Source organism: Methylibium rhizosphaerae, from assembly GCF_006386545.1.
GTDB lineage: Bacteria > Pseudomonadota > Gammaproteobacteria > Burkholderiales > Burkholderiaceae_C > Pseudorivibacter > Pseudorivibacter rhizosphaerae.
In genome coordinates this window covers 1-14,252 of record NZ_SWAR01000001.1, presented here as the reverse complement: position 1 = coordinate 14,252, position 14,252 = coordinate 1, and the positions used below count along the sequence as shown (strand labels likewise).

Below are 14,252 nucleotides of genomic sequence, written 5' to 3'. Positions count from 1 at the left end.
CGGATCAGGCGTCCTTCGCCGACGCCACGAACAGCTCGAGCAGGCGCCTGGCGGCCGGCGACAGGAAGCTGTTGGCCCGGTAGGTGACCACCAGCCGGCGGTGCATGGTCGCGCCCTTCACCGGGACCTCCTTGAGCCCCGCGATGCGCCCCCGCCCATGCAGGTGGTGCCGCGAGATGAAGCTCAGCAGCCCGGTCTGCACGATCAGCGTCGGCAGCATCAGCAGCATCGTGGTCTCGACCTGCACGTGCGGCCGCGGCAGGCCCTGGCGGTCGAAGGTGTGGTCGAGCCAGTCGCGCGTGGGTGCACCGGGGGGCTGCAGCGCCCATGAGTAGGCGCTCAGGTCCCTGAGGCTCGCGCGCTTGCGGAAGACCTCATGGCGATCGCTGGCGGCCACCACGATGTCGTCCTGGGCCAGCGGCCTGGAGACCCAGCCCGGCTCGGCAGCGGTTTCGGTGGCCACCATCATGTCGAGCTCGCCGGCGCGCAGCTGCGGCTTCAGCGTGTCGATCAGCGCGACCACCGTGCGCAGGGTGACGTCGGGCGCCTCATGCAGCAGCTGACGGGCCACCGAAGGCAGCAGGAACTGCGCTGCGGTGGGCACGATGCCGATCCGCACGTGACCGGACAGCCCGGCGCCGATCGCCTGCAGCTCGCGCCGCGCGTCCTCCACGTCGAAGCGCATGCGCTGGGCCCATTTCAGCAGCACCTTGCCGGCCTCGGTGAGCCGGATCCCCCGGCCCGCCTTCTCGAACAGCGCCGCCCCGCAGTCGGCCTCCAGCCGCCGGATGCTGCTGGTCAGCGCCGGCTGCGTGCGGTGCAGCCGGGCGGAGGCCCGCCCCAGGTGCTGCAGCTCGGCGATGGTCTCGAAGTAGCGCAGGTCTCGCAGGTCCATTGCAAAAGCTCCATGAATGGATCCGAAGAAAGTATCGATTGGACCCGATAGTCGAGCGGGCCAATACTGGGGGCACAGACAACAGGAGACATCACCATGCACCCGACTCGACGCCTCGTGCTGGCGCTGGCCGCAACCACGCTCAGCTGCAGCGCCTTCGCGCAGGCCTGGCCGGCCAAGCCGATCCGCCTCGTCGTGCCGTTCCCGGCCGGCGGCGGCACCGACACGATCGCCCGCGAAACCAGCCAGCGCGTCGCCGCCGCCACCGGGTGGACCTTCGTGATCGACAACAAGCCCGGCGCGGGCGGCAACCTGGGTGTCGATGCGGCGGCCAAGTCGCCGGCCGACGGCTACACGCTGGTGCTGGGACAGACCAGCAACCTGGCGATCAACCCGACGCTGTACGCCAAGATGCCCTACGACTCGCAGAAGGACCTGGCGCCGGTGGTGCTGGTGGCCAATGCGCCGCTGGTCATGGTCACCGGCGTGGGCACGCCCTACAAGACCCTGGCCGATGCGGTGAACGCGGCCAAGGCCAGGCCGGGCCAGCTGAACTTCGCGTCGCCGGGCAACGGCACCGTGGCCCATCTCACCAGCGAGATGTTCCAGAAGGCCGCCGGCTTCAAGACCCAGCACATCCCGTACAAGGGCGCGGCCCAGGCCCTCACCGACGTGATCAGCGGCGGCGTGGAGCTGTACATGTCGTCGGTGCCGACGCTGATCGGCCAGATCCGCAACAACAAGCTGCGTGCGCTGGCGGTCACCTCGGCGAAGCGGGTCGACGACCTGCCGAACGTGCCCACGATCAACGAGTCGGGCTACCAGGGTTTCGACGCCGTCACTTGGTTCGGCCTGCTGGCCCCGGCCGGCACGCCGAAGGAGGTGATCGCCCGTTTGAACGCCGAATTCAACAAGGCCCTGCAGCATCCGGAGCTGCGCAAGAAGCTGGGCGACGAGGGCGCCGATGCCGCCGGCGGTACGCCGGAGCAGTTCGCCGCGCTGATCCGGGACGAGATCCCGCGCTGGGGCAAGGTCGTCAAGGAATCCGGCGCCCGCATCGACTGATGCGGCTGATCGGCTGATCGGCTGATCGGCCGAGGCACCGTACCGTTTCCAAGGAGAGATACGCATGAGTCAAGCTGCTGCGCTGCCCGACGTGATTCGGGACTTCGAGCGCGTGGACCCGGGCACCATCGACCAGGCCGCGCAGTTCCCGTCGTCGATCCTGGCCGACGTGGCCGGCCGCCGGGGCGCGCTGCACGGCCGCATCTCGCCGCTGTCGCCGTCGATGCGGTTCGCCGGGCCTGCGCTGACCGTCGAGGTGCGCCCCGGCGACAACCTGATGATCCATGCCGCCATGGCGATCGCGAAGCCGGGCGACGTGATCGTCGTCGACGGCAAGGGCGACCTCGGCAGCGCACTGATGGGCGAGATCATGTGCCAGCAGTGCGCGGCCATCGGCGTGGCGGCCGTCGTGATTGACGGCGCGGTGCGCGACAGCGAGGCGATCCGCGCCCTCGGCCTGCCGATGTTCGCCGCCGGCCTCAACCCGAACGGCCCCACCAAGAACGTGCCCGGCCGCCTCAACCACCCGATCTCGGTGGGCGGTGTCACCGTGCGGGCGGGCGACCTGATCGTCGGCGACGCCGACGGCGTCACCGTCGTCGAGCGCGAGAAGGCCGCGGCGATGCTGCCGCTGGCGGCGGAGAAGGTGGCCGCCGAAAACCGGCGCATCGCCGACATCAGGAGCCGCAAGGCGCTGCGCCCGGCCTGGCTGGACGCAGCGCTGCGCGCCGCCGGCGTGATCAAGGAAGGCGAGACGCTGTGATGAAGAAGCCCGTCTTCCTGGTCACCGGCAACGACCTCGCGCCGGCGGCGCTGGCTCTGCTGCGGGACTACGAGGTGGTCTACGCCGGCAAGGCACCGACCGAGGACGACATCGTGGCGCTGTGCCGCCGACACGACCCGGTGGCGGTCATCGTGCGCTATGGCAAGGTCGGCGCCGCCGCGATGGACGCGGCGCCGGCCCTCAAGGTGATCTCCAAGCACGGCAGCGGCACCGACACCATCGACAAGCCCGCGGCCGCGGCCCGCGGCGTCCAGGTCGTGGCGGCCTCGGGCGCCAATGCGGCAGCGGTGGCCGAGCATGCGATGGCACTGCTGCTGGCCTGTGCCAAGTCGGTGGTGGCGCTCGACGGGCGCATGCGGGGCGGCCACTGGGACAAGTCGACCCACAAGAGCGTGGAACTCGAAGGCCGCACGGTGGGGTTGATCGGCCTCGGCGCGATCGGCCAGCGCTTCGCACGCATCGCCGACGCAATGGGCATGCGGGTGCTGGGCCACGACCCCTATGCCAAGGAGGTGCCGGCCCACGTCGAGCGGGCCGACCTCGAGACGATCTGGCGCGAATCGGACGCCATCTCGCTGCACTGCCCGCTGACGGCCGACAACGCGAAGCTGCTGAACGCGCAGACGCTTTCGGCCTGCCGCAAGGGCGTGATCATCGTCAACACCGCACGCGGCGGCCTGGTCGACGAGCCGGCGCTGCTGGAGGCGGTGCGCGGCGGCCAGGTGCACAGTGCCGGGCTCGACAGCTTTGCCGTCGAGCCGATGACGGCGCAGCATCCCTTCCTCGACGAGCCGCGGATCATCCTCAGCCCGCACGTCGGCGGGGTCACTGCCGACGCCTACGTGAAGATGGGCGTGGGCGCCGCGCAGAACGCGCTGGCGGTGCTGAACCGCTGAGCGCCGGGCCGGGCGGCCGAGCGATCCCGGCCTGCGCTGCCTCAGTGGCGCACGAGGAACTGCGGCGAAAGTTCGGCCAGGCTGTTGATGCCCAGCATGGCCATGTCGCGGTCGACTTCGTCGCGCAGCAGGCCGATGGCATGTGCCACCCCGGCTTCGCCGGCGATCGACGCGGCGTAGTTGAACGGCCGCCCGACGAACACGAACCTGGCGCCCAGCGCCAGCGCCTTCAGCACGTCGGTGCCGCGGCGGATGCCGCTGTCCATCATCACCGGCAGGTCGTCCACGGCTGCGACGATCTCGGGCAGCGCGCGCAGCGGCGCCACCGCACCATCCAGCTGCCGGCCGGCATGGTTGGACACGATCAGTCCGTCGGCACCGTGCTCGCGGGCCAGGCGCGCGTCGCGCGGGTCGAGGATGCCCTTGACCACCAGGCGGCCGCGCCAGCGCCTGCGCACTTGTGCCAGCGTGTCCCAGCCGAGGTGCTCGCGCCCGGAGAAGTCGCGCAGCACCGTGGCCGAAAGGATGGGGGCGCCGCGTTCGGCGAACGAGTTCTCGAAGTGCGGCATGCCGTGCCGCAGCAGGGTGCGGGTGAAGGTACCCAGCAGCCAGCGCGGTCGCGCCAACCCGTCCAGCGCGAGGCGCAGCGACGGGCGCAGCGGCGTGGAGAAGCCCGCGCGCAGGTTGTTCTCGCGGTTGCCGGCCACCGGGATGTCCACGGTGACCACCAGTGTGCGAAAGCCGGCGCCGGCCACGCGGTCGAGCAGCGCGTCGATGCGCTCGGCGCGGCCGGGCAGGTAGGCCTGGAACCAGGTGTCCGGCGCCGCGGCGATGACGTCTTCCATCCGGATGAGCGACGAGCCGCTCAGGATCATCGGGATGCCGGCCTGCTGCGCCGCCCGCGCCTGCACGATGTCGCCGCGATAGGCCGACAGCGCGCTCAGGCCCATGGGCGCGATGCCGAAGGGGGACGACCAGGCGGTGCCGAACAGCTCGGCGCGCTGGGTGCGGCGCGACACGTCGACCAGCACACGGGGGCGCAGTGCGTAGTCGTCGAAGCAGGCCCGGTTCTCCTTCAGGGAACGGTTGTCCTCGGCGGCGCCGCACACGTATCCGAAGATGGGGCGCGGCAGGTGGCGGCGTGCGGCGGCCTCGAAGTCGTCGAGGCAAAGGAGCGGGCGCAGCCGCCGGGGCGGCATGGGGGTGGCAGCAGGCATGGGCGTCGGCGGGTGGAAGCTCTGGCGCTCAATCTACCGGTTCGAGATGGACGAAAAAAGCGAATTGATTTCGCGTGTATCGTTCGCTTTTCGGAAACCAAGGCCGACCGTGCCCGCGCAGCCATGACGCTCAAGCAGCTCGAGGCCTTCTACTGGGCCGCCACCTGCGCCAGCTTTGCCGTCGCGGCGCAGCGGCTGCACCTGTCGCTCTCGTCGCTGTCCAAGCGCATTGCCGAGCTCGAGGACTCGCTGGGCGAGCCGCTGTTCGACCGCACCGGACACCGGGCCGCGCTCACCGACGCGGGTAGCCGGCTGGTGCCGCGGGTGCAGGAGCTGCTCCAGGCCGCCGACCGGCTGAAGCTCGAGGTCCGGCCAGCGGGGCGGCTGCACGGGGTGTGCCGCTTCGGGGTGGGGGAGCTGAGCGCGATCACCTGGCTGCCCCGGCTCGTGGCCGCCATGCTCGAGGAGCATCCGGGGCTGACGCCGGAGCCGCATGTGGACATCGGCGAAGTGCTCGAGCGGCGGGTGGAGGCGGGGGAGCTCGACTTCGCCATCGTGGCAGGGCGCTCATCGCGCAGCGGCATCGCGTCCCAGCCGATCGCCCAGGCCCGGTTCACCTGGTGCGTGGCGGCGCGCCTCGCGCCACGAAGCCGTACGCTCACCGCGGCCATGTTCGAGCAATGGCCGCTGGTCACGCTGCCGGCGGGGGCGGGCACCACCCGCATCCTCGACGACTGGCTCGCGGCGCACGGTGCGCAGCCGCTGGTGCACCGGCGCATCACCTGCAACCACTGGGGCGCGGTGGCCGGCATGCTGGCCGACGGCATCGGCCTGGGCCTGCTGCCCGAGGGGGTGGCCAAGGCCTTGCAGCAGCGCGGCCTGCTGAGGTCGCTGCGATCCGAGCCGGCCCTTGCGCCGCTGCCCTATTCGTACCAATGGCGCCGCGACGACTCGCGCCCGCTGGTGGCCCTGATGCGGCAGTGCGCACGCAAGACCGCCGACTTCTCCGGGCCCGGTACGCTGTTCTGACTTCAGAAGCGGTAGAGGTAGCCGAGGAAGACGCGGCTCTCGCTGGAGCGGTCGACCAGGGGGCTGTCCTTCACCGCCGTCGACAGGCGGGTGGCGCTGACCCCCAGCATCGCCGAGTGGTGCCGATCGAACATGTAGATGCCGTTGACGCCCGCCTCGACGTTCACGCCGGCGTCGGCACGGTAGGCCGGGCGATCCGGCCGTGCCTCGGCATCGCGCACCCCGAAGTAGTAGTCGTTGTGCTTGCGGTCGTGCCAGGTGACGCCCAGCCGCGGCATGAGCATGAACTGCCGGCCCAGGTGCCACGGCTTGCTCACCCCCAGGCTGAACTTGCGGCCCTTGCTGTGGCCCGAGGCATCGGCGCTCGCCTCTGCGCTGACGCTGAGCAGGCCGGTCTTCCATTCGGCCTTGGCTCCCACCCAGAAGCCGCCCTTGCGCTCGGCCATGCCGGCCAGCACGGGCGCATCGTCCGGTTCGTAGCCGGCGCCCATGTTGCGGCGGCCGGTGAGGCTGAACTCGAGCGTCTGCGTCTCGCCGAGGGCCAGGCTCGGGAGCTTCACCTCCAGGCCCGGGCCCATGATGCGGACGTACCGGTTCTGGAACTGGATCATCGGAACGGCCCGGGTCTGGCGGTCCATCCCTGCATAGGGCTTCTGGCTGTTCGCCACGCCGATGCCCAGACCCCACGACGACTCGCCCTCGTCATCGTCGCTTGGCCCGAGCGCCTGGGCATCGGCTGGCGCGCCGGCCAAGAGCGCGGCGACGACGGGAAGCAGATGCGCGGGGCCGCAGGCGCGCTTGCGGCGCCTGGAAGCTGGCAGGGGATCGGCGTGCATGAAGGAGTCCTCGCAAGCGGGTGGGGTGGCGCATGCTCGGCGCTGCCGTCTTACCGGACACTTACCGCCGCCCGGCCAGCCGCGTGCCGACCCACCGCACGGCATCGTCCACATGGCAGTACAGGACCGGGACGACCAGCAGGCTGAGCAGCGTCGAGGTGACCAGTCCGCCGATCACCACGATGGCCATCGGCGCACGGAAGGCCGGGTCGCCGGACCAGCCCAGCGCGATGGGCGCCATGCCGGCCCCCATGGCGATCGTGGTCATGAGGATCGGCCGGGCCCGCTTGCGGCAGGCGTCGATCACGGCCGCCGCGCGGTCGAGGCCATGGTCGCGCCGGGCGATGACGATGTAGTCGACCAGCAGGATGGAGTTCTTCGTCGCGATGCCCATCAGCATGACCAGGCCGATCATCGAGGGCATGGACAGGGCCGATCCGGTGACGAACAAGGCCACGGCAGCCCCGGGCACCGACAGCACGAGCGCACCGAGGATGGTGCCGGGCTGTGCGAAGTCGTTGAGCAGCAGCACCAGGACCATGTAGATGCACAGCACGCCGGTGAGCATGGCCAGGCCGAAGCCGGCGGCCAGCTCGCCGAATTCCTCGGCGTCGCCTTGCGTGCCCCGCGCGATGCCCGGTGGCAGCCGCTGCAGGCTGGGCAGCGTCGACAGGGCCTGCTCCACGTCGCCCAAGGCCAGGCCGTCGAGCTGCAACTCGATGTTGATGTTGCGCCGGCGGTCCTGGCGGGTGATCTCGGACGGTCCGCTCCCCACGTCCATCGTGGCGACGTTCTCCAGCGCGACCGGCCCGCGCGCGCCGGGAACCGGCAGGCGCTTGAGCGTCTCGAGGTCCTGGCGCGCTGCTTCGTTCAGGCGCACCACCACGGGCACCTGCCGCTCGCTCAGGTTCAGCCTGGCCAGCTCCTGCGAGTCGTCGCCCACGGTGGCCACGCGCAGGGTCTCGGCAATGGCGGCCGAGGTGACTCCCAGGTCGGCGGCACGCGCGAAGTCCGGCCGCACGGTCAACTCGGGCCGCACCAGGCTGGCGGTGGAGGTGACCGCAGCGACCCCGGCCAGGGTGCGCAGTTCGCGTTCGACCTGCAGCGCATGCCGCTCGAGTGCCCGGCTGTCTTCGCTGTGCAGCACCAGCACATAGCTGCCCGAGCCGCCCGCGCCGACCGTGACGCGTACGCCTGGCAAGACGGCGAGCGACTCGCGGATCTGCGCCTCGACGTCCTGGCGCGTCACGCCGCCACGCTGCTGGCGCGGCGCCAGCTTCAGCGTGAGCGTGGCGGTGCGCAGGTTCGCGGCCGATGCGGCCGCACCGTCGGACGGGCCGCCGTCGCCGCCGCTGCTGCCGCCGCCGATGGCGGCATACACGAGTCGCACATGCGGGTTGCGCACGAGCGTGAGGCGCGCCCGTTCGGCCATGGCCACCGTGTCGGCCAGGGCGCTGCCGGGGGGCAGGGTCAGCGTCACCTGGGTCTGCGGATCGTCGTCGGGCGGCATGAAGGTCGCGGGCAGCAGTGCTGCCAGGGCCAGCCCGCCGGCGAAGAGGGCTGCCGCACCCGTGGTGGTTGCCGCGCGATGCTGCAGGCACCAGCGCGCCAGGCGCACGTAGCCGGGCATCCAGGACGGCTCGGCAGCGGCCTGCCGGGCCGGAGACTTCAGCAGGTAGGCCGCCATCATGGGCGTCAGCAGGCGGGCCACCACGAGCGAAAAGAACACCGAGATGGCCGCCGTCCAGCCGAACTGCACGAAGAACCTGCCGGGCACGCCGCCCATGAACGCGGTGGGCAGGAACACGGCCATGAGCGTGAACGTGGTGGCGATCACGGCCAGGCCGATCTCCGCGGCGGCGTCCATCGAGGCCTGGAAGGGCGTCTTGCCCATCAGCAGGTGGCGCTCGATGTTCTCGACCTCGACGATCGCGTCGTCGACCAGCACGCCGACCACCAGCGACAGCGACAGCAGCGTCACGATGTTGAGGCTGAAGCCGAGCCCGTGCATGACGGCAAAGCTCGGGATCACCGACAGCGGCAGGGCCACTGCGGCGACCAGGGTCGCGCGCCAGTCGCGCAGGAACAGGAACACCACCACCACGGCGAGCGCGGCCCCTTCGTAGAAGAGGCTCATCGACACGTCGTAGTTCTCGGCGACCTGGTCGATGACGTTGAAGGCTTCGGTGACGCTGATCTCCGGATGCAGGGCGCGCAGCTGCGCCACCACCTGGCGCACGCCGTGCGCGACCTCGAGCTCGCCGGCGCCTCTTGCGCGGGCGACCTCGAAGCCGACCACCGGCGCGCCGTCGAGGAAGGCGGCCTGCCGGGGCTCGGCCACCGAGTCCTGCACCGTGGCCACCTGGTCGAGCCGGATCCTGCGACCGTCGCCCAGGGCGAGCTCGAGGGCGCCCACTTCCTCGGCGGTCTGAACCGTGGCCAGCGTGCGCACCGACTGCTCGGTGCCGCCGAGGGTGACGCGCCCGCCCGATGCTTCCTGCTGCACCTGCGACAACTGCCGGGAGATGTCGGCCGCGGTGGCGTGCAGCGCCAGCAGCCGGTCCGGGTCCAGGTCGACGCGCACTTCGCGGCTCACGCCGCCCACGCGGGTGACGGCGCCGACTCCAGGCACGGCGAGCAGGGCCTTCGACAGCTGGTTGTCGACGAACCAGGACAGCGCCTCGTCGTCCATGCGCGAAGAGGCCACGGTGTAGGTGAGGATCGCCGAGTCGGCGATCTCGGCCCGCTTGATCACCGGATCGCGCAGGCCGGCGGGCAGCTCGGAGCGCACCCGCGACACGGCATCACGCACGCTGTCCACCGCCTCCTGCGGCGGCTTGTCGAGGCGGAAATCGACGCTGATGCGGGCTTCGCCCTCGCTCAGGCTGCTGCGGATGTGCTTGACGCCCGGCAGCGTGGCCACGGCGTTCTCGATCTTGCGAGCGACCTCGGTTTCGAGCTGCGACGGCGAGGCGCCGGGCAGGGCGGCCGACACCGTGACCGTGGGCACGTCGATGTCCGGAAAGCTCTGGACCTTCATGGCCGGCAAGGCCATGAGCCCGGCAAGGCTCAGCAGGATGAACAGCAGGATGACCGGAACAGGGTGGCGGATCGCCCACGAAGAAACGTTCAGGTTCATTGCGCGCCCTGGATGACACGCACGAGATCGCCGTCTCCGAGGAAGGCCGCACCGGAGGCGACGATGCGGTCCGAAGCGTCTAGCCCGCTCACGATCTCGATGCGGTCGCTCCAGCGGCGGCCCGGGGTCACCCTGGTGCGGATGACACGGGCGTCCGGCCCGATGCGCATCACGTAGCTGAAGCCCTCGCGCAGTTGCACCGCTCCCTGCGGCAGCGTCATGACTTCGTCCGACCCGATCTCGAACTCGCCGCGTGCGAACATGCCGGCGCGCACGGTGTCGTCGCCGGTGAGCAGGTCCACATAGGCAAGGCCGTTGCGCGTGGAGGCGTCGACCACCGGCCCGAGCTTTCGCAGCCGACCCTCGATCACCTTGCCGCCGCTCGGCTTGAGAGTGACCTTCTGGCCGGGCCTCAGCAGGGCGAGGTCAGCGGCCGGCACTTCGGCTCGCCATTCGAGGCGGCCGCCCCGGATCAGGCGGAAGAGTTCCTGGCCTGCAGGCACCACCGCGCCGACCGTGGCGACACGTGCGGAGATGACGCCGTCGTCCGGTGCGGTGATGCGTGTCTGGGCCAGGCGCAGTCGCTGCGCCTGCTCGGCGGCCCTGGCCGCAGCGAGCCGCGCCAGCGCGGTTCGCTCCGCGCCCAGGTATTGCCCGATCTGCTGTGCCGACAGGGCGCCGCTGGCCTGCAGCGCGCGAGCGCGCCCGGCATTGCCGGCCGCTTCGGCCAGCACCGCCTCTGCCTCGGCCACCGCTGCCCGGCTTCGGGCCAGCTCGGCTTCGACCGGCCCGGCGGCGAGTGTGGCCAGCGGCTGGCCGCGGCGCACCGTGTCGCCGACGTTCACCCGGACCTCGGCGAGGCGCAGGCCGTCGGCCTCGGTGCCGATGCTGGCCTCCTGCCAGGCCATGATGTTGCCGTTCGCGCGCAGTCGAACCGGTAGCGTTGCGGGGCGCAGCCGGGCCACGGCCACGGTCAGGGATGCCGGCGGAAGGCGGGTAGCCGCCGGGCCGGCGGCGGGAGCATCACGCTCTGCCGTCGCCAGCGCGACGGTCACGGCGGCGCCGGCGAGGGCAATGCCGGCGGCAACGAGGGCAAGCTTCTGCGGGTGGCCCGTCATGGGAATGGCGGCGGTGAATGCCGGCTGTGGAATCGACGGCACTGTCCGGCCTCGTGACTTTCCACACCCTTACCGGGCACTCCTTCCGCCCCGGTGGCTCCGGTTGGTGTTTACCCAGACCCCGGCGCAGGCAGGGGCAGGTCTATAGTGAGCTTGCCCCCGACGGGGCAAGGAGCACGAAGTGGGCAACCCGGGTGCGCTGAGGATGATCGACATCCTGATGGTTGAAGACAATCCGGGCGATGTGCGGCTCACCCGCGAGGCGCTCAAGGGCGCCAAGGTGCTGCACCAGCTCAATGTGGTCAGCGACGGCGAGGCCGCGCTCGACTACCTTTACCGGCGCCCGCCGTACGAGGCCGCCGCTCGGCCGGACCTGGTGCTGCTCGACCTCAACCTGCCGCGCAAGGACGGCCGGGAGGTCTTGACCAGCATCAAGACCGATGCCTCGCTCAAGTCGATTCCCGTGGTCATCCTTACCACCTCCCAGGCCGAGGAAGACGTGTTGCGCGCCTACAGCCTGAGCGCCAACTGCTACGTGACGAAACCGGTGGACTTCGACCAGTTCACCCGCATCGTCCAGGGGATCGAGGAGTTCTGGCTGACCATCGTCACGCTGCCGCCCAAATGACTCACGGTCCCATCAAGGTCCTCCTGATCGAGGACAACCCGGCAGACGCGCGGCTCATCGAGGTGATGCTGGGGGAGTCGACCGCGCTGGACTTCAGGCTCACCTGCGCGGGGAATCTCACCGATGGGGTGCAGGCGCTGCGGTCGGGAGAGTTCGACGTGGTGCTGCTCGATCTCGGGTTGCCGGAAAGCACCGGCCTGGCAACGCTGCAGCGGCTGCGCGACAGCACGCCGCTGCCGACGCTGGTGGTGTTCAGCGGGCTCACCGACGAAGGGGTGGCGGTGCAGGCGCTGCAGTCGGGGGCGCAGGACTATCTGGTGAAAGGACAGGTGGACGGCCCGCAGCTCGCGCGCTCGATCCGCTACGCGATCGGGCGGTTCCAGACCGAGGAGGCGTTGCGGCGGCGGACCCAGGAACTCAGCGAAGCGAAGGAGCGGGCGGAGGTCGCCAACAGGGCCAAGAGCACCTTCCTGGCCTGCATGAGCCACGACCTGCGAACGCCGCTCAACGGCATCCTCGGCTTTGCGCAGCTGCTGCAGATGGACGGGTCGCTCGACCCACGGCAGGTGACCGCGGTGCGGGCCATTCGCGAGTCCGGCGAACACCTGCTGGCGCTGATCAACGACATCCTCGACCTGGCCAAGATCGAGGCCGGCAAGGTGGAGCTGATGCCCGCCGAAGTGGAGCCCCGCCGCCTGTTCGAGACGGCGGTGGAGCTCATCCGGGTGAAGGCTGCGCAGAGGAACGGGCTACGGGTCCTGTGCGAACTGTCCCCGGAGCTGCCGACGAAGCTGAACGTCGATGAGCGGCGGCTGCGGCAGGTCGTGCTGAACCTGCTGGACAACGCGGTCAAGTTCACCGACGCGGGACATGTGCGCCTTTGCGTGGCCCACCGCTCGCCTTCGCGCCTGTGCGTGCAGGTCGAAGACACCGGCGTGGGCATGGGCGAAGAGGAGCTGGCGCGGATCTTCCAGCCGTTCGAGCAGGTGGGAGGCCAGCAGCGGCGCAGCGCCGGGACCGGATTGGGCCTGGTGATCAGCCGCAAGTTCGTGCAGATGATGGGAGGCGACCTGCACGTCTCGAGCCGGCCGGGGGCCGGCACCACGTTCTCGTTCGAGGTGGATGCTCGGGGCCCGTGAGCCGCAGCCATCCTCAGGCTAAGGAAGGGTGAACCAGAACGTCGACCCGTGGCCGGGCGACGACTCGACGCCGATGTGGCCGCCATGCCGCTCGACGATCCGCTTGCACAGGGCCAGCCCGATGCCGGTGCCGGGGTAGGCGCCGTGTCCATGCAGCCGCTGGAACAGCACGAAGATGCGCTCGAAGTATTCGGGCGCGATGCCGATGCCGTCGTCCTGCACCGAGAAGTGCCAGTGCTCGTCGCGCCGCTGCGCTCGCACCTGCACCCGGACGGGCTCCCCGTGGCGCCGGAACTTGATGGCATTGCCGACCAGGTTCTGGAACAGCTGCAGCAGCTGCGTGGGGTCGCCCTGTACGAGAGGCAGCGGCTCGCATTCGATGCTGGCGCCGCTTTCCTCGATGGCGATCTGCAGGTTGCGCCGCACGGTGACCATCAGCGCGCCGCAGTCGGTCGGCTCGAACGGCCGGGCCTTGGTGCCCAGGCGGGAATAGGCGAGCAGGTCGTTGATCAGCGTCTGCATGCGCTTGGCGCCGTCGACCGCGTAGCCGATGAATTCATCGGCCTCTGCATCCAGCCGCCCCTGGTAGCGCTTGGCGACCAGCTGCAGATAGCTGGCCACCATGCGCAGCGGCTCCTGCATGTCGTGCGAGGCCACGTAGGCCAGCTGCTCGAGCTCCTTGTTCGAGCGTTCGAGCGCCGCCTGGGTCTGCTCGCGGATGGCGATTTCCTGCTGCAGGTCGGCATTGCGCAGGGCGAGCTGCCGGCGCAGCGCGTGCAGGGCCAGGTGGGTGTCCACGCGCGCGAGCAACTCGGGCCCGTCGATGGGCTTGGTGATGTAGTCAACGCCGCCCGCCGCGAATCCGGCGAGCTTGTCGACCGATTCGGTCATGGCGCTCATGAAGATCACCGGGATGTCGGCGGTGGCGGGGGCCGCCTTCAGGCGGCGGCAAGTCTCCAGCCCGTCGAGCCCGCGCATCACCACGTCGAGCAGGATCAGGTCGGGGTGGACGAGTTCGGCACGCGCAATCGCCTCTTCGCCGTCTTGCGCGACGAGGACCTCGTGGCCGCGTTCCTCCAGGTGCAGTGCCGCGATGTCGAGGTTGCGCGGCACATCATCGACGACGAGGATCCTCGCCGGCCGCGCATCGGCTGGCGTGGCTGATAGGTTTGCCGGCCGCTCCATGTCCACCACCTTCCCATCGCTGCGGGGAAGTCTATGTCTGCATGGCCGGTGCCGCCACACCGCTCGCTTGCCGGCTGTCAAGGACTGCGAGCCTGACTGTCGTGCGGGTACTTCCAGGAGGGGCTCGCAAACTTTTTTGAATTTTTTCGCGCAGACCGCTTGACGACCCCCCAGAAGGTCAACATAATTGCGGGCTCAGCTGATGACAACACAACGAAGTCAGCGACGCGCCGAAGGGTGCAGTTCTTTAAAAAGTTACAGCCGATAAGCGTGGGCGTTTGAAGGCGAATGCCAAGGATCTACGGATCCACAAACGCTCAC

12 protein-coding genes are annotated in these 14,252 nt (G+C 70.2%); 6 read left to right on the top strand and 6 right to left on the bottom strand.

What is annotated here, in order from left to right:
- Window positions 1-4: 4 nt before the first annotated feature.
- On the bottom strand, window positions 5-895 hold the full coding sequence (locus E8D38_RS00060) for a LysR family transcriptional regulator (protein ID WP_140625681.1): 891 nt from the start codon (window positions 893-895) through the stop codon (window positions 5-7).
- 96 nt (window positions 896-991) lie between these two features.
- Here E8D38_RS00060 and E8D38_RS00055 point away from each other — a divergent pair, with 96 nt between their 5' ends.
- The 3 genes from E8D38_RS00055 (at window position 992) to E8D38_RS00045 (ending at window position 3,640) form a co-directional block, all read left to right on the top strand.
- Window positions 992-1,960, top strand: a complete 969-nt coding sequence (locus tag E8D38_RS00055; RefSeq protein ID WP_140625680.1) for a Bug family tripartite tricarboxylate transporter substrate binding protein — start codon at window positions 992-994, stop codon at window positions 1,958-1,960.
- A gap of 64 nt (window positions 1,961-2,024) precedes the next feature.
- On the top strand, window positions 2,025-2,723 hold the full coding sequence (locus tag E8D38_RS00050; protein WP_140625679.1) for an RraA family protein: 699 nt from the start codon (window positions 2,025-2,027) through the stop codon (window positions 2,721-2,723).
- Window positions 2,723-3,640, top strand: coding sequence for an NAD(P)-dependent oxidoreductase (locus E8D38_RS00045; protein WP_140625678.1), 918 nt, complete (start codon window positions 2,723-2,725; stop codon window positions 3,638-3,640). The genes E8D38_RS00050 and E8D38_RS00045 overlap by 1 nt, the downstream gene beginning before the upstream one ends.
- A gap of 41 nt (window positions 3,641-3,681) precedes the next feature.
- On the opposite strand, the gene E8D38_RS00040 is transcribed toward E8D38_RS00045, so the two are convergent.
- Window positions 3,682-4,857, bottom strand: coding sequence for an alpha-hydroxy acid oxidase (locus E8D38_RS00040; protein ID WP_140625677.1), 1,176 nt, complete (start codon window positions 4,855-4,857; stop codon window positions 3,682-3,684).
- 123 nt (window positions 4,858-4,980) lie between these two features.
- Between E8D38_RS00040 and E8D38_RS00035 the strand changes: the two genes are divergently transcribed.
- Window positions 4,981-5,886 carry a LysR family transcriptional regulator gene (locus tag E8D38_RS00035; RefSeq protein ID WP_140625676.1) on the top strand — a complete coding sequence of 302 codons (906 nt, stop codon included), beginning with the start codon at window positions 4,981-4,983 and terminating at the stop codon, window positions 5,884-5,886.
- A gap of 2 nt (window positions 5,887-5,888) precedes the next feature.
- On the opposite strand, the gene E8D38_RS00030 is transcribed toward E8D38_RS00035, so the two are convergent.
- The 3 genes from E8D38_RS00030 to E8D38_RS00020 all read right to left on the bottom strand — a co-directional run bounded on the left by E8D38_RS00030 (window position 5,889) and on the right by E8D38_RS00020 (window position 11,021).
- Entirely contained in the window at window positions 5,889-6,722 is an 834-nt protein-coding gene (locus E8D38_RS00030; RefSeq protein ID WP_140625675.1) for a MipA/OmpV family protein, read from the bottom strand.
- 61 nt (window positions 6,723-6,783) lie between these two features.
- Window positions 6,784-9,861, bottom strand: a complete 3,078-nt coding sequence (locus tag E8D38_RS00025) for an efflux RND transporter permease subunit (protein ID WP_140625674.1) — start codon at window positions 9,859-9,861, stop codon at window positions 6,784-6,786.
- Window positions 9,858-11,021, bottom strand: a complete 1,164-nt coding sequence (locus E8D38_RS00020) for an efflux RND transporter periplasmic adaptor subunit (RefSeq protein WP_246099275.1) — start codon at window positions 11,019-11,021, stop codon at window positions 9,858-9,860. Before E8D38_RS00020 ends, E8D38_RS00025 begins: the two co-directional genes overlap by 4 nt.
- Window positions 11,022-11,184: 163 nt before the next feature.
- Between E8D38_RS00020 and E8D38_RS00015 the strand changes: the two genes are divergently transcribed.
- Both E8D38_RS00015 and E8D38_RS00010 read left to right on the top strand, forming a co-directional pair.
- Window positions 11,185-11,607 carry a response regulator gene (locus tag E8D38_RS00015; RefSeq protein WP_140625673.1) on the top strand — a complete coding sequence of 141 codons (423 nt, stop codon included), beginning with the start codon at window positions 11,185-11,187 and terminating at the stop codon, window positions 11,605-11,607.
- Entirely contained in the window at window positions 11,604-12,746 is a 1,143-nt protein-coding gene (locus tag E8D38_RS00010) for an ATP-binding response regulator (protein WP_140625672.1), read from the top strand. The genes E8D38_RS00015 and E8D38_RS00010 overlap by 4 nt, the downstream gene beginning before the upstream one ends.
- An 18-nt stretch (window positions 12,747-12,764) precedes the next feature.
- Here E8D38_RS00010 and E8D38_RS00005 read toward each other — a convergent pair whose 3' ends face one another.
- On the bottom strand, window positions 12,765-13,931 hold the full coding sequence (locus E8D38_RS00005) for a sensor histidine kinase (protein ID WP_140625671.1): 1,167 nt from the start codon (window positions 13,929-13,931) through the stop codon (window positions 12,765-12,767).
- Window positions 13,932-14,252: the final 321 nt, after the last annotated feature.